This is a genomic window from Bradyrhizobium sp. Kon37 (genome assembly GCF_055807535.1).
Window position 1 is genome coordinate 113808 of sequence record NZ_JBVVOY010000013.1, and the last position, 22955, is coordinate 136762.

The 22955-nt window shown below is 64.9% G+C and carries 22 protein-coding genes; 9 read left to right on the forward strand and 13 right to left on the reverse strand.

Annotated elements, in window-relative coordinates:
- Positions 1-51 precede the first annotated feature (51 nt).
- From AC0L3J_RS23140 to cobS, 3 genes are all read right to left on the reverse strand, one after another.
- Positions 52-1125, reverse strand: a complete 1074-nt coding sequence (locus AC0L3J_RS23140) for an esterase-like activity of phytase family protein (protein WP_473348375.1) — start codon at positions 1123-1125, stop codon at positions 52-54.
- Positions 1122-3023 carry a cobaltochelatase subunit CobT gene (cobT, locus tag AC0L3J_RS23145; RefSeq protein WP_354207464.1) on the reverse strand — a complete coding sequence of 634 codons (1902 nt, stop codon included), beginning with the start codon at positions 3021-3023 and terminating at the stop codon, positions 1122-1124. The genes AC0L3J_RS23140 and cobT overlap by 4 nt, the downstream gene beginning before the upstream one ends.
- 142 nt (positions 3024-3165) lie before the next feature.
- Positions 3166-4164, reverse strand: coding sequence for a cobaltochelatase subunit CobS (gene cobS / locus AC0L3J_RS23150; protein WP_473294352.1), 999 nt, complete (start codon positions 4162-4164; stop codon positions 3166-3168).
- A 309-nt stretch (positions 4165-4473) separates the two neighbouring features.
- Here cobS and AC0L3J_RS23155 point away from each other — a divergent pair, with 309 nt between their 5' ends.
- Positions 4474-5133, forward strand: a complete 660-nt coding sequence (locus AC0L3J_RS23155; RefSeq protein ID WP_027567981.1) for a DedA family protein — start codon at positions 4474-4476, stop codon at positions 5131-5133.
- 166 nt (positions 5134-5299) lie between these two features.
- On the opposite strand, the gene AC0L3J_RS23160 is transcribed toward AC0L3J_RS23155, so the two are convergent.
- Complete coding sequence (locus AC0L3J_RS23160) at positions 5300-6520, reverse strand: citrate synthase (RefSeq protein ID WP_473348376.1); 1221 nt, start codon at positions 6518-6520, stop codon at positions 5300-5302.
- Positions 6521-6595: 75 nt separating this feature from the next.
- Between AC0L3J_RS23160 and AC0L3J_RS23165 the strand changes: the two genes are divergently transcribed.
- A complete protein-coding gene (locus AC0L3J_RS23165) occupies positions 6596-7690 on the forward strand; it encodes a citrate synthase/methylcitrate synthase (RefSeq protein WP_473348377.1) in 1095 nt (364 codons plus the stop codon).
- 274 nt (positions 7691-7964) lie between these two features.
- On the opposite strand, the gene AC0L3J_RS23170 is transcribed toward AC0L3J_RS23165, so the two are convergent.
- On the reverse strand, positions 7965-9005 hold the full coding sequence (locus tag AC0L3J_RS23170) for an IS110 family RNA-guided transposase (protein ID WP_473348378.1): 1041 nt from the start codon (positions 9003-9005) through the stop codon (positions 7965-7967).
- 349 nt (positions 9006-9354) lie between these two features.
- Entirely contained in the window at positions 9355-9990 is a 636-nt protein-coding gene (locus AC0L3J_RS23175) for a J domain-containing protein (RefSeq protein ID WP_027515160.1), read from the reverse strand.
- Between the two features lie 152 nt (positions 9991-10142).
- Here AC0L3J_RS23175 and AC0L3J_RS23180 point away from each other — a divergent pair, with 152 nt between their 5' ends.
- Positions 10143-10418: a BolA family protein gene (locus tag AC0L3J_RS23180; protein ID WP_026232423.1), complete on the forward strand. Its 276-nt coding sequence runs from the start codon at positions 10143-10145 to the stop codon at positions 10416-10418.
- A gap of 167 nt (positions 10419-10585) precedes the next feature.
- Here the strand turns inward: AC0L3J_RS23180 and AC0L3J_RS23185 are convergent, their stop codons facing one another.
- From AC0L3J_RS23185 to AC0L3J_RS23195, 3 genes are all read right to left on the reverse strand, one after another.
- Positions 10586-11890, reverse strand: a complete 1305-nt coding sequence (locus tag AC0L3J_RS23185) for an HlyC/CorC family transporter (RefSeq protein WP_007599226.1) — start codon at positions 11888-11890, stop codon at positions 10586-10588.
- Positions 11891-11982: 92 nt separating this feature from the next.
- Positions 11983-13131, reverse strand: a complete 1149-nt coding sequence (gene aroB / locus AC0L3J_RS23190) for a 3-dehydroquinate synthase (protein WP_473348379.1) — start codon at positions 13129-13131, stop codon at positions 11983-11985.
- Entirely contained in the window at positions 13128-13751 is a 624-nt protein-coding gene (locus AC0L3J_RS23195) for a shikimate kinase (RefSeq protein ID WP_456766657.1), read from the reverse strand. Before AC0L3J_RS23195 ends, aroB begins: the two co-directional genes overlap by 4 nt.
- A gap of 184 nt (positions 13752-13935) precedes the next feature.
- On the opposite strand from AC0L3J_RS23195, the gene AC0L3J_RS23200 reads away from it, so the two are divergent.
- The 6 genes from AC0L3J_RS23200 to AC0L3J_RS23225 all read left to right on the forward strand — a co-directional run bounded on the left by AC0L3J_RS23200 (position 13936) and on the right by AC0L3J_RS23225 (position 19050).
- A complete protein-coding gene (locus AC0L3J_RS23200; protein WP_247495705.1) occupies positions 13936-14082 on the forward strand; it encodes a histidine kinase in 147 nt (48 codons plus the stop codon).
- 17 nt (positions 14083-14099) lie between these two features.
- A complete protein-coding gene (gene xerD / locus AC0L3J_RS23205) occupies positions 14100-15068 on the forward strand; it encodes a site-specific tyrosine recombinase XerD (protein WP_473348380.1) in 969 nt (322 codons plus the stop codon).
- Between the two features lie 274 nt (positions 15069-15342).
- A complete protein-coding gene (locus tag AC0L3J_RS23210) occupies positions 15343-16305 on the forward strand; it encodes an acetyl-CoA carboxylase carboxyltransferase subunit alpha (RefSeq protein WP_007599220.1) in 963 nt (320 codons plus the stop codon).
- Positions 16306-16717: 412 nt separating this feature from the next.
- Positions 16718-18262, forward strand: coding sequence for a L,D-transpeptidase family protein (locus AC0L3J_RS23215; RefSeq protein WP_473348381.1), 1545 nt, complete (start codon positions 16718-16720; stop codon positions 18260-18262).
- 147 nt (positions 18263-18409) lie between these two features.
- Entirely contained in the window at positions 18410-18640 is a 231-nt protein-coding gene (locus tag AC0L3J_RS23220) for an AbrB/MazE/SpoVT family DNA-binding domain-containing protein (RefSeq protein ID WP_473348382.1), read from the forward strand.
- Positions 18637-19050: a PIN domain-containing protein gene (locus AC0L3J_RS23225; RefSeq protein WP_473348383.1), complete on the forward strand. Its 414-nt coding sequence runs from the start codon at positions 18637-18639 to the stop codon at positions 19048-19050. Before AC0L3J_RS23220 ends, AC0L3J_RS23225 begins: the two co-directional genes overlap by 4 nt.
- A 163-nt stretch (positions 19051-19213) precedes the next feature.
- Here the strand turns inward: AC0L3J_RS23225 and AC0L3J_RS23230 are convergent, their stop codons facing one another.
- The 4 genes from AC0L3J_RS23230 to AC0L3J_RS23245 are packed head-to-tail and all read right to left on the reverse strand — an operon-like array spanning position 19214 to position 22953.
- Complete coding sequence (locus tag AC0L3J_RS23230; RefSeq protein WP_007599215.1) at positions 19214-19909, reverse strand: branched-chain amino acid ABC transporter ATP-binding protein; 696 nt, start codon at positions 19907-19909, stop codon at positions 19214-19216.
- The gene (locus tag AC0L3J_RS23235; RefSeq protein WP_473348384.1) at positions 19902-20636 is read right to left on the reverse strand and encodes an ABC transporter ATP-binding protein; all 735 of its coding nucleotides are present in this window, start codon (positions 20634-20636) and stop codon (positions 19902-19904) included. The genes AC0L3J_RS23230 and AC0L3J_RS23235 overlap by 8 nt, the downstream gene beginning before the upstream one ends.
- On the reverse strand, positions 20623-21729 hold the full coding sequence (locus tag AC0L3J_RS23240; RefSeq protein ID WP_473348385.1) for a branched-chain amino acid ABC transporter permease: 1107 nt from the start codon (positions 21727-21729) through the stop codon (positions 20623-20625). The genes AC0L3J_RS23235 and AC0L3J_RS23240 overlap by 14 nt, the downstream gene beginning before the upstream one ends.
- 6 nt (positions 21730-21735) lie before the next feature.
- On the reverse strand, positions 21736-22953 hold the full coding sequence (locus AC0L3J_RS23245) for a substrate-binding protein (protein WP_007599205.1): 1218 nt from the start codon (positions 22951-22953) through the stop codon (positions 21736-21738).
- Positions 22954-22955 lie beyond the last annotated feature (2 nt).

Below are 22955 nucleotides of genomic sequence, written 5' to 3' on the forward strand. Positions count from 1 at the left end.
CAAATACACCTCGATCATCGCGCAATCGAATTGCCAGGGTCAAGCGGACGATTACTCCACCAGCGCGAACTGCAGCAGCAGCGTGCGCTGGAGCATCGAGAAATTGTCGTCGGACACCAGCGTCAGCACGGTCTCGCCGTCGGGCGTGACGTGAGCGTCGATGCCTTCCATGTTGTCGATCTCATGGCCGAGATCAGCCTTGAACAGCACGGGGCCGTCGACCAATGCGCCCGGCGCGATCGATTTCAGGGGGATCGCGCGGATGCGGATATCGACGCCGGTGAACCAGGAGAATTTGCGTTCGAGGATCAGGAGATCGCCCGAGGGCAGCAGCACGGCGTCGCTGATGAGCTGCTGGTCGGTGCGGCGAATGCTGAACTGGCCGGGCGTCGGGCCGCCGATCAAGAAGCCGATCAGATTGCCGTCGGCATCGAAGCCGCCTTCCGACAGCGCGATCAAGGTGCCCGCGAGCGGCTGCCCCTTTGATATGTCCTTGGGGACGAACACCAGCGCCTCGAGCCCTTTGTTATAAGGCAGTTTTCGCACTGCCGGCGGCGTCGGCAGCACCTCGCCGCGGGCGCGCGTGCCGCCCTTCGCAAAATCGAACCGCATGATGTGGTTGACGCGCTCGAGCCCGACATAGACGAGGTCGCCATCACGCGCGAGCGCCTCCGTGTCGTACCACAGCCGCTTCTCCGTGATCGGCCGCCCCTCCGCATTGAGCACCGGCGCGGCCTCGACGTCGTCGAGACCGGTCATGCTCCGCCCGGAATAGCGGATGCGACCGGTGAACCAGGTGCCCTGGTCGGAGATCGCGAGGAAGCGTTCGCCTTTGCTGTCGAGAAAGCGGAAGCCGGACAGGCCGCCAAAACCGCGATGCGGCGAGGTCAGCACCAGGCCGCCGCGATAGTCCAGCGAACCGAATCGCGTGCGCGAACGCTCTCGCGGCTCGAAATTGGGGATCGGCCGCGCGTTGACCTCGATGCCAACGGGCGCGGCGACGGCGTGCTCGATCAGCGCCGGCTTCGGCGCGGGCTGCGCCTGCGCCAGGCGAGACAGCGCGAGAGTGGAAAATCCCGCCGCCGCGTGGCCGATAAAGCTGCGGCGGGATCGATGATTGCTCACGAATGCAGTTTGCGTCGCGGGCGACCGGCCGGTTGCGTGGGCGCGGTGTTGGTCTCGCTGAACAGTTCGGCGAGTTTTTCGGTGATGGCGCCGCCGAGCTCTTCGGCGTCCACGATCGTCACCGCGCGGCGATAATAGCGCGTGACGTCATGGCCGATGCCGATCGCGATCAGCTCGACCGGCGAGCGGGTCTCGATCTCCTCGATGATGTGGCGCAGGTGCCGCTCGAGGTAGTTGCCGGGATTGACCGACAGGGTGGAATCGTCGACCGGCGCGCCGTCCGAGATCATCATCAGGATCTTGCGCTGCTCGGGCCGGCCGAGCAGGCGCTTGTGCGCCCAGTCCAGCGCCTCGCCGTCGATGTTCTCCTTCAGCAGCCCCTCGCGCATCATCAGGCCGAGGTTCTTCCGCGCACGGCGCCACGGGGCGTCCGCCGACTTGTAGATGATGTGGCGGAGATCGTTGAGGCGGCCGGGACTGGCCGGCTTGCCGGCGGCAAGCCACGCCTCACGCGATTGCCCGCCCTTCCAGGCGCGCGTGGTGAAGCCGAGAATCTCGACCTTGACGCCGCAGCGCTCCAGCGTGCGGGCGAGAATGTCGGCGCAAGTCGCCGCGACCGTGATCGGCCTGCCGCGCATCGAGCCGGAATTGTCTAAGAGCAGCGTCACCACGGTGTCGCGGAACGTCGCCTCCTTCTCGTGCATGAAGGACAGCGGGTGATAGGGATCGGTCACCACGCGCGACAGCCGCGCGGGGTCCAGAATGCCTTCTTCGAGGTCGAACTCCCAGGCGCGGTTCTGCTGCGCCATCAGACGGCGCTGCAGCCGGTTGGCGAGCCGGGCGACGATGCCCTGCAGATGCGCGAGCTGCTTGTCGAGATAGGCGCGCAGCCGCTCCAGCTCGTCATGGTCGCAGAGGTCCTCGGCGGCGATGACCTCGTCGAACTTCGGCGCGAAGGCGTGGTATTCCGGCCCGCGCGGCTCGTTCTTGCCATGCGAATTCGGCCGCGTCGCCTCGCCCGGCGTCTCGTCGTCGCCGAGCTCGCCGTCATCGAAGGTGTCGGAGGTCGAGGCCTGCGCGCTTTCCATCGCGCTCTCGCTCATCTCCTCGCTCGAGGCCTGCGCCTGGTCGGCGCTCATCTCCTGCGCGGCGTCGGAATCGGGCGAGCCCTCGGCGCCGGACTGATCGTTGTCACCGTCCTGGTTCTCGTCGTTCTCGTCATTGTCTTCGCTGTCGGCGCTGCGCTCGTCGCCGATCTCGAGCGCCGTCAGCAGATCATGCACGGCATCGCCGAACCTGGTCTGGTCCTCGACCACGGTATCGAGCCGGTCGAGCCGCCTGCCGATCTTGTCTTCGAGGATGGGACGCCAGAGATCGACCATCTTCTTCGCGGCCGTCGGCGGCGCCATGCCGGTCAGGCGTTCGCGCACCAGCATCGCCAGCGCGTCGGCGAGCGGCGCGTCGGCGCGATCGGTGATCTCGTCGAACTTGCCGCGATGGAAATGGTCGTCGAGCATCGCGGTGAGGTTTTTCGCAACGCCCGCCATGCGCCGCGCGCCGATCGCCTCGACACGGGCCTGCTCCACCGCCTCGAACACGCCGCGCGCCTGCGGATTGCCCGGCATCAGCTTGCGATGCACCTTTGGATCATGACAGGCGAGCTTGAGCGCGATGGAGTCGGCGTGTCCGCGCACGATCGCGGCATCACGCCTGGTCATCTTTCGCGCGGGTTCGGGCAGCCGCGCCTTGCCCGGCGCGAGCCCGGGACGCTCGGCGGCGAAGCTGACGTCGAGCTCGGGAGCCTTGGCGATCGCCTTCAGGCAAGAGGCCACCGAGCGCTTGAACGGCTCGGTCGGGGCTTCCTTGGTGTTGCGGAACTTGGAGTTGGAGGTGGTCATTTCACCCTATCCGTCGTCCCGGCGAAGGCCGGGACCCATAACCACCGGCCGTAGTCGGTCAGGGAAAATTATTGGCGTCGCTTCATTCTGAGAGACCTCGCGGTATGGGTCCCGGCTTTCGCCGGGACGACATCACACAAGATCAGGACAGCGCCACGTTCACCGCCGATTCCGGCAGCTCCGCGTTGAAGCAGCGCTGGTAGAACTCGGCGACGAGGGGACGTTCGAGCTCGTCGCATTTGTTGAGGAAGGTGACCCGGAACGCAAATCCGATGTCGCTGAAGATGTCGGCGTTTTCCGCCCAGGTGATCACCGTGCGCGGGCTCATCACCGTCGACAGATCGCCATTGGCGAAGGCGTTGCGGGTGAGATCGGCGAGGCGAACCATCTTGTTGACGATGTCGCGGCCCTCCTGGGTGCGATAGTGCTTGGCCTTGGCCAGCACGATCTCCACTTCCTCGTCATGGGCGAGATAGTTCAGCGTGGTGACGATCGACCAGCGATCCATCTGGCCCTGGTTGATCTGCTGGGTGCCGTGATAGAGGCCCGAGGTGTCGCCGAGGCCGACGGTATTGGCGGTCGAAAACATGCGGAACGACGGGTGCGGCTTGATCACCTTGTTCTGGTCGAGCAGCGTCAGGCGGCCGGAGACCTCCAGCACGCGCTGGATCACGAACATCACGTCCGGGCGGCCGGCGTCGTATTCGTCGAACACCAGCGCGATGTTGTGCTGGAGCGCCCAGGGCAGGATGCCGTCGCGGAATTCGGTGACCTGCTTGCCGTCGCGGACCACGATCGAGTCCTTGCCGACCAGGTCGATACGGCTGATGTGGCTGTCGAGGTTGACGCGCACGCAGGGCCAGTTCAGCCGCGCGGCGACCTGCTCGATATGGGTGGATTTGCCGGTGCCGTGATAGCCCGTGACCATGACGCGGCGGTTGTGGGCGAAGCCGGCGAGAATAGCGAGCGTGGTGGCGCGATCGAAGCGGTAATCGGAATCGACTTCGGGCACGTGAGGATCGACTTCGGAATAGGCTGGGACTTCGAGATCGCTGTCGATCCCGAACACCTGGCGCACCGACACCTTCATGTCGGGCAAACCGGAAACTCCCTCAACTTTGGACATCGCGGCGGTCGTCATCAATCCTCCGAGGTCCCGGGCGATCCCGTGACCAGTTATTGCACGTTGGCTGCGGCTGGGTGCGATCGCGAACCTATCAGAGACAACGTGCGGGCAGAAGCCCGCCCCCCAATCAAAGTTCCGTTGTCTTTTCATTTAGATAGGCAAGGAACGCGATTTTTGGAAGGCTGCTCTGCGAATCACGCTTGAATTTCGTGCCGAAGGCACGGTCCTGCCCACGCGGGTGGCACTTTTACCGCGCCTCGTTACTTATGTAGGGTCCGAACCCAAAGGCCGATCCCCCGGGCCCAATCCCACCACAGAGACGATGTGACGTCCTTTCTCGATCCCCTCATTTCATTCGTCTCGGCCCATGCGTGGCTGGCCTATCTGACCCTGTTCCTGGCGGCCCTGCTGGAGGCGGTTCCGGTGGTGGGGTCAGTGATCCCCGGCTCGACCATCATCCTGGCGCTAAGCGCCCTGGTCCCGGGCGGCGAGCTCAGGCTGCAATGGGTGTTGCTGGCGGCGGCGCTCGGCGCAGTGCTCGGCGACGGTTCGGCCTACTGGATCGGCCACCGGCAGCAACGGGAGATCCTCAACACCTGGCCGCTGACCAATTATCCGCGTGTGGTCGAGCAGAGCGAGAATTTCTTCCACCGCTTCGGCACCTGGGCGGTGTTCTTCGCGCGCTTCGTGCCGCCGATCCGTGCCTTCGTCCCGGTCACCGCGGGCGCGCTGGGCATGCCCCCGGCCCGCTTCTATGCCATCAACATCCCGGCGATCCTGGTCTGGGCGCCGGCGCATGTGCTGCCGGGTGTTTTGGCGGTCTCAGTGCTGCACGAATATGCCGGGCTGCACCACCATGGACATGTCGGCAAGCATATCTGGATCCTGACCGTGATCGGCGTCGCGATCGTGCTGGGGCTGGCTGTCTGGATCTATCGCCGCCGGAACGGCGGCGGTGTGGCGGTGGCGAAGCCGCGGGGGTAGACCTCTCCCTGCGTCGTCCTGGCGAAAGCCAGGACCCATTGCCACAAGGGGCGGTTTGGCGAAGAATCGTCGTTCGGTACTCCCGGCGCCCCCATCGATAGATTCCGCGGTATGGGTCCTGGCTTTCGCCAGGACGACGGCGGAGAATGCGGCCCGCGCGGAATTTCTAATCCGCAACCCCCGCCCTCCGCCCCGGCGCCGGTCCCACATACCTTGCCCGCGGCCTGATCAGCTTGCCGTGCTGTAGCTGCTCGCTCGCATGAGCGATCCAGCCGACGCTGCGGGCCATCGCGAACAACGCGAGCTCGCTGCCTCCAGGCAAGCGCAACGCGTGCACGAGCACCGCGAGCGCGTAATCGATGTTGACGAGCTCGCCGGTCGCCTCCGCGATCCGCTCCGGCACCTCCTTGGTGAATTTGCGCGGTGCGCCGGTGCGGGCCAGGGCATTCAGCAGCGACTGCGCGCGCCGATCGCCCCGCTTGTAGACGCCGTGACCGAAGCCGGCAAAACGTTCGCCGAGCGCGACGCGTTCGCGGACCATCGGCTCGACGTCACGATCCACCAGCGCCTTGACGAGCTGCGAGGCGAGCACGCCGGCACCGCCGTGCTTCGGTCCTTTCAGCGCGGCGAGGCCGGCGATGACGGAGTCATAAAGATTGAGGCCGGTCGAGGCCGCGCAGCGCGCGGTGAAGGTGGACGCGTTCAATTCATGCTCGGCGAGCAGAACCAGCGCGCGACGGACGAGATCGGCCGCGTGCTTGTTATCGGGCGCCCAGGCCCTCGCGATCTGCTGGTGCAGCGGCTCGGCGGACGGCTCAGTATTGAGCATGGTCGCGACCAGGAGCCGGACGATGCGCGCACCGACCATGGCGCGGCCATCCGGCGCACGCGTGAACGCGCGGGGATCGGCGCTCGATGCGAGCGCCAGCACGGCAATGGCGCGATCGATCGGTGCCGCCCGGCGCGCGGCCTGTGCGATCGCGCGCATCTCCTCGGACATCGCGGGCTGATTATCCGGCGCAAACGGATCGACGCCGGAGACGTCCCACAGAAGCGTCGCCGTGTGCTCCAGCGTGTCGTGCTCGGCGAGATCGACGCAATTGACGCCGCGATAGATCGCGCCGTCCTCCGTGATGGTGGAGATCTCGGTGTCCATGACCGGCAGATCGGCATCGAAGCTGCGCAGGCCGCGCGGCTCCGGCGACGGCACCCGGCGCTCCTTCAGGGCCCGGACGTCCTCGGCGCGATAGCGGTTCTTGCGCGAGTCCGGCGTCGGCTCGGAGCGGACCAGGCCGCGGCTGACATAGGCGTAGAGCGTGGCCGGCGAGATCGCGAGCTCGGCGGCGGCTTCCCGGGCGGAGAGGTAGAGACCTTCCGAATTTTTCATATTGATTTATGTAATCAAGATTGATCAATCTGTCGAGAGGCCTGACCTTTGGCTGGTGCAAAGGAGATTTGGGCCATGAACATCCACCTCACCAAGAGCCAGATCGGGCTGGACGGCGTTCCCGCGGCCGAAACCGTGCTGAGCCATGTCGACGGCGAGCGCGGCGAGTTGATCATCGCTGGCGAGCATGTCGGCCGATTGGCGAGCCAGTCGAGCTTTGAGGGCGTCACCGCCCGGCTCTGGAACGGCGCCAGCACGACCACGCTGAGCGAAGCCAATGTGCGCGCGAGCCTCGGCGCCGCACGCGACCGCGCCTTCGCGCGGCTGGATGAGTTGCTGCCGGCAACGCGCGGCATGGGCGTCGTCGACGGGTTTCGCGCGGCGGTCGCGGGACTTCGCGCCGAGCATGGCCTCGCCCATGAGGCGACGATCGTCGGCGCATTCCCGGTGATTGCGGGCGCGCTCGTCCGCCGCGCGAGGGGTCTCGATCCCGTGGCGCCCGATCCCAACGTGAGCCACGCCGCCGATACGCTTCGCATGCTGCACGGACGCGCGCCTGAACCACGCGAGGTCACGGCGCTGGACGCCTATCTCGTCACCGCCAGCGACCACGGCATGAACGCCTCGACCTTCACCGCGCGCGTGGTGGCCTCGACGCAGGCTGACCTGTTTGCCGCCGTCACCGCCGGCTATTGCGCGCTCACGGGCCCGCTGCATGGCGGCGCGCCGGAGCCAGTGCTGGAAATGCTCGACGCGATCGGCTCGCGCGAACGCATCCAGCCGTGGGTGGACGCAGCACTCGCCCGCGGCGAGCGCATGATGGGTTTTGGCCACCGCGTCTATCGCGTGCGCGATCCGCGCGCCGACGTGCTCAAGACCGCGATCGAGGCGCTGGCCTCGGACGGCGCCAACCTGCCCTTTGCCGGCGAGGTCGAAGCCTATATCCGCAGCGCCTTGCGCAGGAAGAATCCGGACCGGCCGCTGGAGACCAATGTCGAGTTTTTCACCGCGATCCTGCTCGATGCGCTGGCGATCCCGAGGCAGGCCTTCACGCCGATCTTCGCGGTAGCGCGCGCCGCCGGCTGGACCGCGCATGCGCGCGAGCAGCAGCGAACCGGGCGGCTGATCCGGCCGAGCTCTTCATATGTGGGGGCGATGCCGGAGGGGTGATGAAACGTAGCCTTCTGTAACGGGCCTTGGTTAGTCAATCCCTTTTGCGTCATCCTCTTGCCGGGAACCTGCTTCTGTACGGGATCGGCGCGGTGGCCGTCACCTGATGGGGTTCTAGAGAGGAGCAGGCTGGCCAATCTACGGAAGCGTGATCGCATCGCTGGATGCGTCGACAACCTGGATGGCGGCCTGGCCTGATCCATCGTCCCGGCGAAGGGACTTCGCATCGGGAAGGCTGGTGTGGTACCTGCCCGAAAGCCTGTTTGCTCCTGCTTTAGGCCGCCATGGCACTTGCCTTGGCAGTTGAGTTGAACGGCACGTTGTCCTTGAGCATGCGAAGCATGATGACGGCAAGTTTGCGCGCCAGCGCTACCTTAGCCTTGCTCATGCCGGCACGCTTGGCGATCCGCATCGCCCAGCTTTTGAGTTGGGCACAGCCCCTGATCGGCTTGGTCAGAATGATGTGAGCAGCCTCATAGAGCGCCTCGCGCACGGAAGCGTCCCCATTTTTGCTGATCCGGCCAGAGTAATCGGTCTCGCCTGACTGGCGCTTCTTCGGCGTCAATCCGAATAGCGGCCCCGCCCGCTTCGATGAGGTGAAGCGAGAGGGATCATCGATGGCGCTGGCATAGGTCAACGAGATGACCGGTCCTACGGCTGGGGTCGACATCAGCAGCTTGGCCTTGGCATCCAGCAGCGACATCGCCCGCACCTGTTTCTCAAAACCGTTGAACTCGCGCAGCAGCACCGTATGAACCGCGAGCGTCGCTGCGGCGATCGCCTCAAGGGCCGGATGGCCGGCCACCAGCTCGCCGATCCGTGTCGCAAAGTTACGTTTTGTCGTCTTGCCGACCTTCAAGCCGAAACCACGCAAGATCCCTCGCAAGCTGTTCTCGATGTCCTGAAGCTTGGCCTGGATCAGCTTGCGCGCCGTCAGCATCGCGCGGATCTCCTGTGCGCTCATCGATTTGCAATGCACCGGCCGGAACCAGCCGAGCCGCATCAATTGGGCGATGTTGCGGGCGTCATTGCGATCCGACTTCACCGGCATCGCCTTGAAGGCATTGCTCACGTGGCGTGTCTCCAGAAGCTCGACTGTGAGGCCTGCCTGCTTCATGGCCGCGTAAAGCCACTGCGACAGCGGTCCTGCCTCGAGGCCGATCCTGGAAAGCTCGAACCCAAGCGAACGGAACCAGGCGATCAGCGCCTCCGGCTCGCTTGCTGGTTTGGCCTCCCGAACGATCTTCCCGGTCCCATCAACAACGCACACGCTGGAGCATTCCAATGACACATCGATTCCGGCATAATGGTCCATGGTCGTCTCTCCTCGATGCTTGGAGCAAGGCCTAGCCTCGACTCCGCTACACCATCAATGTGAGGGACGACCGCCAACCTTCCAGCCAAGCCGCGCGACGCGCGCCATCACATAGCGCCGTAGCTAGCGCGGCTTGGCCGCGGAGGCCGGCCCGTTACCCCATCTGGATGGAACGGCGTTCTTTCCCTCTTCCCTTGTGGGAGAGGGTGGCTCGCCGCGCAGCGGCGAGACGGGTGAGGGGTTCTCTCCCCGCACAATCCCTTGCATTGGAATTTGAGGAAGCAACCCCTCATCCGGCGCTTCGCGCCACCTTCTCCCACAAGGGGAGAAGGGAAGACAGTGCGCGGCCTCAGGCCTCGCGCACCACGGTCTTCAGATAATTATACGCCTTGATGATTTCGATCAGGCGATCCTCAGTGGAGCGGTCGCCACCGTTGGCATCGGGGTGGTGCTGCTTCACCAGAGCCTTGTACTTGGACTTGACGTCGGCGAGCGTGGACTCGGGGCCGAGGCCCATCACCTGAAGCGCCTTGCGCTCGGCGTTCATGATCTTGCGCGTCTCGGCCTTGGGCGCGGCCTGCGGACCGGCGCGCCAGCCGGTGCGGCCGTTGAGCTCCTGGAACATGCTGAACGGATCGAAGGCGCCGTCGATCTCGGCTTCCGCGCCTTTCTTGACGCCGCCATTGGCGCCCATCTTCCAGGTCGGACGATGACCGGTCAGCGCATCTTTCTGATAGCGCGCGACGGCGTCGGCATTCATGCCGGAGAAGAAATTGTAGTTCTGGTTGTACTCGCGCACATGGTTCAGGCAGAAGTGCCAGTACTCACGCTGATTGTCGCGACCCTTGGGCGCACGATGCGCGCCCTTGTTCTGACACCCGGTCCATTCGCAATTGACCACGGCGTCGCGCGGCTTCACTTCCGGCTGCTTGCCTTTCGGCTTGATCCGGATGGAGTCGAAGAACTTTGATGAATCGATCGGCATGGCTGACTTTGACTACGCAATGCAAAAACCTTCAAGTCTTGACATTGCAATTAGCTGAAAAGCATAGCCGAAACTATGCTGAGGCGTCCTTGAACGACCGCCAGAGGCAGCCTATGCAATACGGAGAGCGATCCCGCACCGTAATGACCCAGATGGCCATCAGAGACACTATCAGCAACAAGTTGCAGGAAGCTTTCACGCCGGAAAGCCTGCAAGTCGTCGACGAGTCACATTTGCATGAGGGCCACGCCGGCCATCGGCCGAGCGGCGAGACGCACTTCCGCGTTTATATTGTGTCTTCCGCCTTCAAAGGGAAGAGCCGGGTCGATCGCCACCGCATGATAAATTCGGCGCTCGCCGCGGAACTCTCCGGCAGCGTGCACGCGCTGGCGATCCACGCGCAAGCGCCGGGAGAAGGCGGGAGCTAGCTCGCCGATACGAGCGTCAGACGGCGCCATTTCTCCTCATCCTGAGGAGCGCGCACTTGCGCGCGTCTCGAAGGATGCAGGCCCCCGCTGCGGCATCCTGGCCTGCATGGTTCGAGACGCGCCTTGCGGCGCTCCTCACCATGAGGGGCAACAGGGTCATGCGAATCCTAAAACGACGTCCCGGCTCGCCGCCGCTTGGCTTCCTCCATCTCCGTCTCGCGCGGCACCGGGGAAATACGGAGCGCGGTGATGCGGTTGCGTTCGCGACGGAGGACGCGGAAGCGGAAGCCGTGAAAGGTGAAACTCTGGCCGCGGTCGGGGATCGAGCGCGCCTCGTGGATGACGAGGCCGGCGACCGTCGTTGCCTCTTCGTCGGGCAGGTGCCAGTCCATGGCGCGGTTGAGGTCGCGGATCGGCACCGAGCCGTCGACGACGACCGAGCCGTCCGGCTGGGCGCGCACGCCCGCGACCACGACGTCGTGCTCGTCGGAGATGTCGCCGACGATCTCTTCCAGAATGTCTTCCAGCGTCACGAGCCCTTCAACTTCGCCGTACTCGTCGACGACCAGGGCGAAATGGGTCTTGCGGCGGCGGAACGCCTTGAGCTGCTCGGAGACGGGCCGCATCTCCGGCACGAACCACGGCGGCAGCGCGATGGTGGAGACGTCGATGCGCGAGGTCTCGCCGTCGGCCGCGCGGATCGCGCGCAGCAAATCCTTGGCGTGGAGCACGCCGATGATGTTTTCCGGCTTCTCGCGCCACAGCGGGATGCGGGTGTATTCGGCCGCCAGCACCTCGCGCACCAGATCCTCCGGCGGCAGGTCGGCGTTGATCATCGTCATCTCGGTGCGATGGATCATGACGTCGGAGACCTGGAGCTCGCGCAGATCGAGCAGCCCGCCGAGCATGTCGCGGTCGTGCTTCTCGAACTTGCCTTCATGGTGCAGCAAGTCGACCGCTCCGCGCAGGCGCTCGGTCGGCGACAGAATCGCCTGGTGCTCGCCGGCAAGGCCAAACAGGCGCATCAACAAGCGCACGATGACTTCCACGATTCGCAGCAGCGGCCCCAGCACGTACATCGTCAGCCGCATCGGGCGCGCCACCGCCAGCGCCATGCGATCGGGCGCGTTGATCGCGATGGTCTTGGGCAGCACCTCGGCGAAGATCACGACCAGCGCGGTCATCAAGCCGGTGGCATAGAGCACGCCGACATCGCCGAACCAGGCCGTGAAGATGCTGGTGGCCAGGGCGGATGCGCTGATATTGGCGATGTTGTTGCCGAGCAGCAGCGCGCCGATCAGGCGCTCGCGCATGTCGAGCAGTTGCGAGACCACGTCGGCGTCGCGATTACCCTGCTTGGAGAGCCGCAGCATGCTGGCGCGCGAGGCGCCGGTCAGCGCGGTCTCGCTCGCGGCGAAGAAGCCGGAGACGAGCAGGCAGAGAATGACGATGGTGAATCCGAGCCAATCCATGAACCACTCTGGTTTCTCGTTTTGACGCGTTTTCTTGACGCGAACCGGTACCCACTTCGCTCGAAAACGCTTTAGCGCCGTTCAACCGCGTGTCACGCCTTGTGGGCGAGCTTGTCCTTGAGGAAGTCGCGCACCGGAGCCGGCTCCACGTTCTTCACGACGACGGCGCGCCCAACGGCCTCCAGCAGGATGAAGGTGAGCCTGCCGCGCTCGACCTTCTTGTCCTGCGCCATCAGCGCCATCAGCGCGTCGGCATCGGCAAGCCCCTCCTGCGCGAAGCCCGCGATGTCCTGCAAGCGCGTCGGCAGGCCGGCTTCGATCAGGTGGCGCTCGACGCGCATCGCATCGGCTTCGGCGATCATGCCGAGCTTCGCGGAAAACTGCGCCGCCAGCGTCATGCCGATCGAAACGCCCTCGCCGTGAAACAGGCGGTCGGAGAAGCCGGTCGCGGCTTCCAGCGCATGGCCGAACGTGTGGCCGAGATTGAGCAGCGCGCGCTCGCCGGTCTCGCGCTCGTCGCGCGAGACCACGCCGGCCTTGGCGCGGCAGGAGGTCGCGATCGCATGCTCGCGCGCCGAACCGCCTTTGGAGATGTCGGAATGGTTCTTCTCGAGCCAGGCGAAGAACGCCTCGTCGCCGAGCACGCCGTATTTGGCCACCTCGGCATAGCCGGCGCGGAATTGCCGGGGCGACAGCGTGTCGAGCACGGCGGTGTCGGCAATCACCAGCACCGGCTGGTGGAAGGCGCCGAGCAGATTCTTGCCCTGCGGCGAGTTGATGCCGGTCTTGCCGCCGACGGAGGAATCGACCTGCGCCAGCAGCGAAGTCGGCACCTGCACGAAATCGACGCCGCGACGCAGGATCGCCGCGGCAAAGCCGGCGAGATCGCCGACCACGCCGCCGCCGAGTGCGATGACGAGATCGTTGCGCTCGATTTTCGCGGCAATCAGGGCTTCGCTGACTTTTTCGAGACCGGCATAGGTCTTCGAGATCTCGCCTTCATCGACGACGATGCGCGATGTCGCAATGCCGCTGGCTGCAAGCGAAGCCTCGGCGGGTTCGAGCCAGTATTTCGCGACGGTGCGATCCGTCACGATCGCGGTGCGCACGCCGGGACGCAAACGCGCGACGCGTTCGCCGAGCGAAGCCAGCACGCCGCGGCCGATGACGATGTCATAGGCGCGATTCTCCAGTGCGACCTCGACGTTGACAGGATTGGAATGTTTCAAGGGCGCGGTCATCGTGCGGCACTCGCGACGTCGGCTGGTGGCGGGGACGCCCGTTCGCCGCAAAGATGCGCGCGTAGCGTCTCGATGGTCTCGTCGACGATTCTGTCGTGCGGCACGTCGCGCGAGGCGATAGTGAGGTCGGCATGGCCGTAGACCGGCTCGCGCTCGGTGAGCAGGCGCGTCACGGTCCCTTCGGGATCGGCGGTCTGGAGCAGCGGACGGTCGGCGCGCCGGCGCACGCGGCGCATGATGACGTCGTGATCGGCCTTGAGCCAGATCGAGATCGCCTTCGCCGCGATACGGCCCCGCGTCTCCTCGCGCATGAAGGCGCCGCCGCCGGTCGCCAGCACGATGGGGCCGCCGTCGAGCAGACGCGCGATCACGCGGGCCTCGCCGTCACGGAAATGCGGCTCGCCGTGGCGCTCGAAGATTTCCGGTATGGTCATGCCGGCCGCGGCCTCGATCTCGGTGTCGGCATCGACGAAGGGCAGCTTGAGCCGGAGGGCCATGCGGCGGCCGATGGTGGATTTGCCGACCCCCATCATGCCGACGAGCACGATCGAGCGCGTCCCCAGCGCCGACAGAATGTCGGCCTCGGGCGAGGCTTGGATCGGCAACGCGGCGTCGGGCATCGGTCTCGCTCGATTGGGTCTCGCTCGATCTGCCGCCAAAGGCGGCATCCTTTGGCCACCTATACGACCCCGCAGGGGCCCTCGCCAGAGGACTCTTGCCACGAAACGGCGAACGTGTTGGATGATTTCATTGGTTAATTTGCCCGCCAAGCCCCTGACCGAGACCCTCTCCGAGATCCTGCCGATGCCCAGCCTGTTCCGCTTCCTGACGGTCGTCGCCGTGATCGCCGGCGTCGTCTATGGCGTGGTCTTCGCGCTGGCGAACTTCGTCAATCCCAAGCCGCGGGAAATGACGGTGACGATCCCGCCGGATAAGTTTCTCAAGAAATAGGGGCTAGCCTCCGGGGCATGCGTGTAAAGCCCTCAGATACAAAACTCACCGGCCTGTTCCTCGACATGCTCGCGGCGGAACAGGGTGCCGGCCCCAATACGCTCGATGCCTATCGCCGCGACCTCACCGACTTCTCCGAGTTTCTCGGCCGCGTCGGCCATGCATTCGCGGACGCGGAAACGCAGACGCTGCGGGACTATCTCGCCGATCTCGACACGCGCGGCTTCAAGTCCACCAGTGTCGCGCGACGGCTGTCGGCGATGCGGCATCTCTATCGCTTCCTTCTGAACGAACGCATCAGAACCGACGATCCCGCGGCGATCCTGTCCGGGCCGAAGCGTGGCCGCGGCCTGCCGAAGGTGCTGTCGATCGCGGATGTCGACCGCATGCTCCGCCGCGCCAAGGAATTGAGCGAGGCGGAAGACGCCTCGCCCTCGAAGCGGCTGCGTGCCCTCAGACTCTATTGCCTGCTCGAGGTGCTCTACGCCACTGGCCTGCGCGTCTCCGAGCTGGTGGCACTGCCGCGCACGGCCGCGAAGCGCGACGCCCGCATGATCGTGGTGCGCGGCAAGGGCAACAAGGAACGGCTGGTGCCGCTCAACGAGGCCTCGCGCCAGGCGATGGCCGATTATCTCGCGGCGACGGAGGCCGCCAAGGACAACAACAAGTCCGACAAGAAGAACAGCGTGGCGGTCTCGAAATGGTTGTTCCCCTCGTTCGGCGAGAGCGGACATCTGACGCGGCAGCATTTTGCCCGCGATTTGAAGGAGCTTGCGGTCGCTTCAGGGCTGCAGGCCCGGCTGGTCTCCCCCCACGTGCTGCGCCACGCCTTCGCCAGCCACTTGCTTCACAACGGGGCCGATTTGCGCATCGTGCAGACGTTGCTCGGCCATACCGACATCTCGACGACCCAGATCTACACCCATGTGGTCGAGGAGCGGCTGAAGAGCCTGGTCCGCGACCTGCACCCGCTGGCGGAGAAGTAGTTGCTGCCGCAGCCCGGATGGAGCGCAGCGTAATCCGGGGTTCTCGCCTCGCGGAAAGACCTTCCCGGATTGCGCTTCGCTCCATCCGGGCTACGGACCACAGCCGAAACCGCCTTGACTTCGGCCACATCTCCGCAGAAAGAGCCGGGGCCTTACGATGATTTGGCCGGTACTCCCAGCGAGTACACAAGCCAACTCGTTGACGAACCTACACTTCTTTCCGCGACATCGAATCCGCTTCGCCGCCTCGCCCCGTTCTCCCTATATTGAGTTGATGCCAGACCAGATGCGCAGCTATCTCGATTTCGAAAAGCCCGTCGCCGAGCTCGATTCCAAGCTCGACGAATTGCGGACGCTTGCGGCCTCCGGCAGCGATATCGCCGAGGAGATCGGGCGGATCGAGGACAAGGCGGCGCAGGCGATGGCCGACCTCTATCTGAACCTGACGCCGTGGCAGAAGACGCTGGTCGCGCGGCATCCGCAGCGGCCGCATTTCAACGACTTCATCAAGGGCCTGATCACCGAGTTCACCCCGCTCGCCGGCGACCGCAAGTTCGGCGAGGACGAGGCGCTGGTGGCCGGCTTCGGCCGCTTCCGCGGCGAGGCCATCTGCGTGATGGGCCAGGAAAAGGGCGATTCCACCGAGAGCCGCATCAAGCATAATTTCGGCATGGCGCGGCCCGAGGGCTATCGCAAATGCGTGCGGCTGATGGAGATGGCCGAGCGGTTCGGCCTGCCGGTGCTGTCGCTCGCCGATTCCGCCGGCGCCTATCCCGGCATCGGCGCGGAAGAGCGCGGCCAGGCCGAGGCGATCGCGCGCTCCACCGATGCCTGCATGGCGCTGACCGTGCCGAACGTCGCCATCATCACCGGCGAGGGCATGTCGGGCGGCGCCATCGCCATCACCACCGCCAACAAGGTCCTGATGCTGGAGCACGCGATCTACAGCGTGATCTCGCCCGAGGCGGCGTCCTCGATCCTCTGGCGCGACGGCTCCAAGGCGCAGGAAGCCGCCAACAACATGAAGATCACGGCCCAGGACATGCTCCGCTTCGGCGTGATCGACAGCATCCTGAAGGAGCCGGTCGGCGGCGCCCATCGCGACCCCGCCGCCATGATCGCCACCACGGGCGACGCCATCGCCAAGGCTTTTGACGAGCTCCGGGGCCTCGACGGCGACGCCATCCGCAAGCATCGGCGGCAGAAATTCCTCGATATCGGCCGGAAACTGGGCTGATTCGGCCGGGTTTGGGGCCCCGCCGGACGCGTCACCCTCCGCTGTCGTCTTGGCTTTCGCCAGGACGACGCTGAATTTGAGGCCGGCCAAACCGTCCCGTAGGCCCCCGGTAACGCCGCGTTAACCCTTTTTTTGCCCAAATCAGCGATCTCAGTACTGGTTTGGCCGGAAGGCCCAAGTTTCAGCCCAGTTTAAGTCTTCGTTGACCACGCCTTTGGGCCAACGGGCTCGTGATCCCCGTTCGGGTTGCGACCACATGACCCAGAGGTTAGAATTTTAATCAATGGCTTCAGGGCATAAGCGCTGGAGCGTGATTGCGAAAAAGCCCGTCGCGACGGGTCCGGGTCTCCGGTCGGATCATGCTTCAAGATTGGGGTTTGCGCGCGATGCCTTGGACGGTGTGGGGTCCATCTTGATTTCTCGTTCGCTTGCTCGCGCGTTTCTGGTTTCGGTGGCGCTTGCCGCCAGCCTTGTGCTGGCCGGCTGCGACACCGACCAGGTTTCGCTTGCGACCAATGCCAAGGCCAACCAGCCCGTCCCGCCAAAACTTCTCGCCGCGATGGTCGAGAAGGACATGGACCTGCAATCGCCGATCCTGGTGCGCCTGTTCAAGCAGGAGGCCGAGCTCGAGGTCTGGAAGCAGACCCGCAACGGCCAGTTCGCGTTGCTCAAGACCTATCCGATCTGTCGCTGGTCGGGCGACCTCGGCCCGAAGGTGCGCGAAGGCGACCGCCAGGCGCCGGAAGGATTCTACTCGATCAATCCGGGCCAGATGAATCCGCAGTCGGCGTACTATTTGTCGTTCAACACGGGCTATCCGAACGCGTTCGACAAGGCCTTGGGCCGCAGCGGCTCGCAGCTGATGGTGCATGGCGATTGTTCCTCGCGCGGCTGCTACGCGATGACGGACGAGCAGATCGCCGAGATCTACTCGCTCGGGCGCGAATCCTTCTTCGGCGGCCAAAAGGCGTTCCAGCTGCAGGCCTATCCGTTCAAGATGACGCCGGTGAACATGGCCAAGCACCGGAACAATCCGAACATGCCGTTCTGGAAGATGATCAAAGAAGGCTATGATCATTTCGAGGTGACGCGCCAGGAGCCGAAGGTCGATTTCTGCGAGAAGAAGTACGTGTTCGACGCGGCGAAGGCGCCCGACGCCAAGCGTGATCCGGTGTTCGACGCGTCCGCAAAGTGCCCGGCCTATGTGATCCCCGAGGAGATCGCCAGCGCCGTGCGCGAGAAGGAAGCGCGCGACCAGGCCGAGTACAGCAAGCTGGTTTCGCGCGGCACGCCCGTTGCGCGCATGAACACCGGCATCGACGGCGGCATGAACAAGATCTTCGCCGCGAAGATTCCGGAAGGCTCGACCGGTCTGTCGGAGGGCGCCGAAGGCACGACCTTGCAGATGCTGGCGATGGCGAAGGCGCCGGGCACGATCCCGGGACACGTCAATCCGCCGAAGCCGAATCTCGATGCAGCCGCGCCCTCGCCGCAGGAAGAGCCGGTCGTCGCCGTCAGCGCGCCCGCCGCCAACGCCCGCGTCGCCACCGCAGCCCCGCCCGAGAAATCCGGCTTCTTCTCGAATCTCGGCCGCAAGATGGGCGTGGGCAACGCCGACGCGACGGCGACCACGCCGCCGCCGCAGGCCACGGCATCCGTCGCCCCGGCCGCGACGACCACGACGCCGCCCACCGCAGCGTCCCGGCTGAAGGCCGCGGTGACCCGGTTCGTGCCGGGTCGCGACACATCCAGGGATGCAGCGAAGGATGCGCCGAAGCCGGCTGTTGCCGCAGCCAAGCCCGCCGAACCTGCGAAGCCCGACACCCGCCTCGCGGCGACGCGCCCGACGCTGAAGCCGTCGGTGTCGGATGGCGCGGGTGAAGCGACCCAGATCATGGGCGCCGCGCCGGTGGTGCAGTCGAATTCGTTCGACAGCCGGTTTGGGGCGGTGAAGTAGGGCGGGCGGAACCTCTCGCCCTTCCCGAATCTTACCAAGCTGACGGCCGTCCCGTGTGATGAGCGGCATTCCAAGACCTGAAGCCCTTGAATTGCGATGATATCCGCGCCATGATATACAATAATCTTGTATATCATGGAGCTTCCCATGCTGGTCTCCAGATGGGGTAACAGCCTCGCAGTCCGCCTGCCTAAGGCACTCGTTGAGGCCTTGAACCTCTCCCCCGGTGACGAGCTCAACGTCGTAGAGGCTTCGACAGGCCAGATCGCAGTCGAGAAGGTCGACAGACGAGCGGAATTTCTCAAGCAAGCCGAGCAGTTCCGGATCCCCCTCCCCGAGGGTTACAAATTCGACCGCGACGAAGCGAACGAGAGATGAGCTCGTTCTTCGACAGCAACATCTTGGTCTATGCCTTTTCGGCCGACATCCGGCGCGAGCGCGCGCTGACCACAATTGCTGGCGGCGGCGTCATCAGTGCGCAGGTGCTGAACGAGTTCACCAACGTCCTGCGCAAGAAGCAAAGACAGGACTGGTCCGTGATCGAGGCTGCGGTGCAAGCCATCCGATTTCGGTTTCCGGATATCACACCGCTCACCGCCGACACGCACGCTACGGCGCTTGCGCTTGCGCGCGACCATACGCTTGCCTTTTACGATGCTCTGATCGTAGCGGCCGCAATCGAGGCTGGCTGCGAGACGCTGTATAGCGAGGACATGCAGCACGGCCGCAGCATCGGCGGGCTGTCCATCGTCAATCCGTTTCTCGCCGGTACTTCCCCGTCACCCTGAGGTGGCCGCTTCTTCAGCGGCCCTCGAATGGCCACGGCCCGGCTGGTGGATTGGCGTTCATCCTTCGAGGCTCGCTTTGCGATGCTGCGCATCGGGCGCTCGCATCTCAGGATGACGGAGTTCGCAGAGTGCGTGCTGCGAGCGACGCGCTTCACGCGCGCTCTTACGGCGCCAGATACCGCAGCAATTCCGGATTGCCCCTCACCTCGCCTGCCTCGCCTTGCAGCGCGACGCGGCCGCGGTCGAGCACGTAGGCGTAATCGGCGACGCGCAGTGCGAGGTCGAGGTGCTGCTCGACGATGATGACGGCGATGGTTTTCGCGAGTTCGATCAGGCGCTCAGTGATCTCCTCGATCACGCCGATCCAGACGCCCTCGGTCGGCTCGTCGAGCAAAAGCAGTTTTGGATCGCCCAGCATGGCGCGGCCGATGGCGAGCATCTTGCGCTCGCCGCCGGAAAGCGTGCCGGCGGGCTGGTCGAGGCGCTGGCCGAGCTTTGGGAAGATGGTCAGCACGTGGTCGACGGCGTCAGCTTTTCTGCTCGCGAGCGAGCCGACCGCGAGGTTGTCGCGCACCGACAGGCGCGCGAACACCGAATGCTCCTGCGGTACGTAGCCGATGCCGGCGCGCACGCGCTCCTGCGTCGCGCGGCGGCTGATGTCGCGGCCGTCGAAGGCGACCTCGCCCTTCCACGCCGGCAGCTCGCCGACGATGGTCTTCATCAGCGTGGTCTTGCCGGCGCCGTTGCGGCCCAGCACGGCGACACCGCCGCGCCAGGGAATGCCGAGGTTGACGTCGAACAGGACCTGGCTGCGGCCATAGCCGGCGTCGAGATGCTTGATGTCCAAAAATTCAGGCACGGCGCAAATAGATCTCCTGGACGGCCTTGTTGGCCTGGATCTCCGACACTGTGCCGGATGCCAGTACCTTGCCCTGGTCGAGCACGGTGAGGCGATCGCAGATGTCGCGGATGAAATCGAGGTCGTGCTCGACGATGACGAGCGAGCAATGCTTTTTGATCGGCTGCAACAGTTCGCCGGTGACGCGGCGCTCCTCCAGGCTCATGCCGCCGGTCGGCTCGTCCAGCAGCAGAAGTTTCGGCTTGCCGGCAAGTGCCATCGCGATCTCCAGCCATTGCTGCTGGCCGTGCGACAGGGCCGCGGCCGCGTCGAACGCGCGATCGGCGAGGCGGAACTGCGTCAGCATGGTCATGACCTGATCGTGCAGGAGCCCGCGCGTGCGCGAGAACACGAGGTCGAACAGCGACGACTGCGCCTGCAACGCGAGCAGGATGTTGTCATAGAGCGTCAGCGTCGGCAGCACGGATGTGATCTGGAATTTCAGGCTCATGCCGGCGCGGGCACGCTCGGTCGGCGTGAACGCGGTGATGTCGGTGTTGATGAAACGCACCTTGCCCTGCGTCGGCATTTCGGCGCCGGCAATGCACTTCATCAGCGTGCTCTTGCCGGAGCCGTTCGGACCGATCAGGCCGTGAAACTCGTTCTCGCCGACAGTGAGCGCGGCGCCATCGAGCGCGGTGAGCTTCCCGAAGATCTTCTTGACCCCGGTGGCTTCAAGGAGCGGCATCGCGCTTCTCCTTCCCGGTCTTCCTGGATTTGCCACCAAAGCTGCCGACCCGCTCGCGCTCGCCGAGCACGAAACTGATCAGGCCGAGCGGCCGGAACAGGATCACGAGCAGGAGCAGCACGCCGAGGATGATCGGCCAGACCTCGCGATAATTGTCCGAGAGCCAGAAGCTGACGCCCTCGACGATGACGGCACCGATGACGGCGCCGATCAGCGTGCCGGAGCCGCCAAACAGCACATAGAGCACCACTTGCGTCGAGACCACGACGCCGACCATGTTGGGCCAGACGAAACCTTCGTGGAAGGCGTAGAGGCTTCCGGCAAGACCCGCCACCGCGCCGCCGATCGCAAAAATGATCGCCTTGAGGTGCTGCGCCTTGTAGCCGAAAAAGGCGATGCGCTGCTCGTTCTCGCGCAATCCTGCGAGCGCCAACCCGAACTGCGAGCGCACCAGAAAACGGCAGAGGAGATAGACCACAATAAGAAGGCCAAGCACGAGATAATAGAACGGCGGCCCTTCCGAGAATTCGTAACTGCCGAGCGTCATCGACGAGATCGAGGGGATACCGTTCTGGCCGCCGAGATAGTACCAGCCGCGCGCCAGCCGATCGGCGGCGTAGGAGCCGGTCAGCGTGCCCAGCGAGACGAAGATCACGCTGGAGGGATGCCGTCCCAGCAGCAGGAAGCCGCCCAGCAGCAGCGCAAAGGTGAGGCCGATCAGCGTCCCCGCAGGGAGCACCAGGAAGATGTTGGTGATGTTGAGGTCGCGCGCGAGCAGCGCCACGCCATAGCCGGCCGAGCCGAAAAACAGCGCCTGGCCGAAGCTCATGATGCCGGCATAGCCCCAAACCAGGTCGAAGGAGAGCGCGAACAGCGCGAGGATGATCACCCGCGTCGCGAACACCGTGAGGTAGTCCTGCAGCACCAGCGGCGCGAACAGCGCAGCGGCGAGCACGACGCCCTCCACGATCGGCAGGATTTTCCGCACCGAACCGGCTTGCCCTGCTGATCCGTGTTCAACCATGGCAACGTTCGGCTCCCCGCCGATCTCGGCGGGGACTGCCTGCTTCACTGCGCCCATCGCTTTCGGCATTCGACTTTAGCATTCCTTGGGATCGACGAGCCCGTCGCTGCGTCCGACGATCTCGTAGTTCCCGCCCTTGGCGACCGCAGTGTACATCTTCATCTTGCAATGCCGCTTGCCCGGCACCATCTCGGCCGGTCCGCCGGGGCCTTCGGCGATCTTGGCGTGGTCGAGTGTAGCCGCGACCGACTCGCGGTCGATCTTGCCGGCTTCCTTGACGGCGGCTTCCCACAGCTTCAGCCCGCGATAGGTGCCGGTGGCGGCGCTGCCGGCGGCGAACAGGAAGTTGCCCGGGAAATCCTTCTCGTAGGCCGCCTGGATTTTCGCGTCGAACGGGTTCTCCTTGGTCAACACCTTGAAATAGTCGAGACAGCTGGCGAGACCCTCGATCTCGGCGGCCTGATTGATGTTGAGTGTGTTCTCGTCATAGTAGACGCAGGCCAGCCGTCCGCCGTTCTTGAGGAAGCCGGCTTCATAAAGCTGCTTGAAGAACGGGCCGACGCCCGGCGGGATGACGGTGTTGAAGACGACGTCGACCTTGTTGGAGATGATGCGGTTGACGGTCGAGGAGAAGTCGACCTGGTCGAGCGGATAATATTCCTCGAACACGACCTCGCCGCCGTTGGCCTCGATCACCTTGCGCGCGTAGACGTTGAGCGTGTGCGGCCAGACATAGTTGGCGCTCGGCAGCGCGAACTTCTTGCCGCCGTTCTTGATCAGCCAGGGAATGAACTCGTCGCACTGCTGCGCGGGCGTCGGCCCGGTGCAGAACAGATACGGCGTGCACTCCTTGCCTTCGTAGAGCTGCGGATAGATGTAGAGCGTCTTGCCGCGCGCGACGATCGGGTCCTTGATGGCGTTGCGCATCGACGAGGTGATGCCGCCGAGCACCATGTCGACCTTGTCGCGCTGGATCAGCTTGCGGACGTTGCCGACCGCGACGGATTCGTTCGAGGCGGTGTCCTCGATGTAGAGCTCGAGCGGGCGGCCGAGCAGACCGCCGCCCGCGTTAATCTCCTTGATCACCATCTTGGCGACGTTGGCGTCGGCATTGCCGGCGTAGGCGATCGGCCCCGTGAGGTCGGTGGCGATGCCGACCTTGATCGGGGCTTCGGCCGCATTGGCCCAGGGCGCCGGGATCACCCAGCTGCCGACGCCGGTTGCGACCGCGCCGGAGGCAAAGGCGAAATTCGAGAGGAAGCGGCGGCGGGAGAGCTGAGTACGATCGGACATGT

Excerpts from the sequence above, each read along its gene's own strand:
- AC0L3J_RS23245 (WP_007599205.1), bottom strand. The coding sequence starts at position 22,953 with ATGTCCGATCGTACTCAGCTCTCCCGCCGCCGCTTCCTCTCGAATTTC.
- AC0L3J_RS23200 (WP_247495705.1), top strand. The coding sequence starts at position 13,936 with ATGCCCAGCCTGTTCCGCTTCCTGACGGTCGTCGCCGTGATCGCCGGC.
- aroB (WP_473348379.1), bottom strand. The coding sequence starts at position 13,131 with ATGACCGCGCCCTTGAAACATTCCAATCCTGTCAACGTCGAGGTCGCA.
- AC0L3J_RS23180 (WP_026232423.1), top strand. The coding sequence starts at position 10,143 with ATGGCCATCAGAGACACTATCAGCAACAAGTTGCAGGAAGCTTTCACG.
- AC0L3J_RS23210 (WP_007599220.1), top strand. The coding sequence starts at position 15,343 with ATGCCAGACCAGATGCGCAGCTATCTCGATTTCGAAAAGCCCGTCGCC.
- AC0L3J_RS23160 (WP_473348376.1), bottom strand. The coding sequence starts at position 6,520 with ATGAAAAATTCGGAAGGTCTCTACCTCTCCGCCCGGGAAGCCGCCGCC.
- AC0L3J_RS23225 (WP_473348383.1), top strand. The coding sequence starts at position 18,637 with ATGAGCTCGTTCTTCGACAGCAACATCTTGGTCTATGCCTTTTCGGCC.
- AC0L3J_RS23235 (WP_473348384.1), bottom strand. The coding sequence starts at position 20,636 with ATGCCGCTCCTTGAAGCCACCGGGGTCAAGAAGATCTTCGGGAAGCTC.
- AC0L3J_RS23240 (WP_473348385.1), bottom strand. The coding sequence starts at position 21,729 with ATGCCGAAAGCGATGGGCGCAGTGAAGCAGGCAGTCCCCGCCGAGATC.
- AC0L3J_RS23175 (WP_027515160.1), bottom strand. The coding sequence starts at position 9,990 with ATGCCGATCGATTCATCAAAGTTCTTCGACTCCATCCGGATCAAGCCG.
- AC0L3J_RS23220 (WP_473348382.1), top strand. The coding sequence starts at position 18,410 with ATGCTGGTCTCCAGATGGGGTAACAGCCTCGCAGTCCGCCTGCCTAAG.
- AC0L3J_RS23165 (WP_473348377.1), top strand. The coding sequence starts at position 6,596 with ATGAACATCCACCTCACCAAGAGCCAGATCGGGCTGGACGGCGTTCCC.
- AC0L3J_RS23195 (WP_456766657.1), bottom strand. The coding sequence starts at position 13,751 with ATGCCCGACGCCGCGTTGCCGATCCAAGCCTCGCCCGAGGCCGACATT.
- xerD (WP_473348380.1), top strand. The coding sequence starts at position 14,100 with ATGCGTGTAAAGCCCTCAGATACAAAACTCACCGGCCTGTTCCTCGAC.
- AC0L3J_RS23185 (WP_007599226.1), bottom strand. The coding sequence starts at position 11,890 with ATGGATTGGCTCGGATTCACCATCGTCATTCTCTGCCTGCTCGTCTCC.
- cobS (WP_473294352.1), bottom strand. The coding sequence starts at position 4,164 with ATGACGACCGCCGCGATGTCCAAAGTTGAGGGAGTTTCCGGTTTGCCC.
- AC0L3J_RS23170 (WP_473348378.1), bottom strand. The coding sequence starts at position 9,005 with ATGGACCATTATGCCGGAATCGATGTGTCATTGGAATGCTCCAGCGTG.
- cobT (WP_354207464.1), bottom strand. The coding sequence starts at position 3,023 with ATGACCACCTCCAACTCCAAGTTCCGCAACACCAAGGAAGCCCCGACC.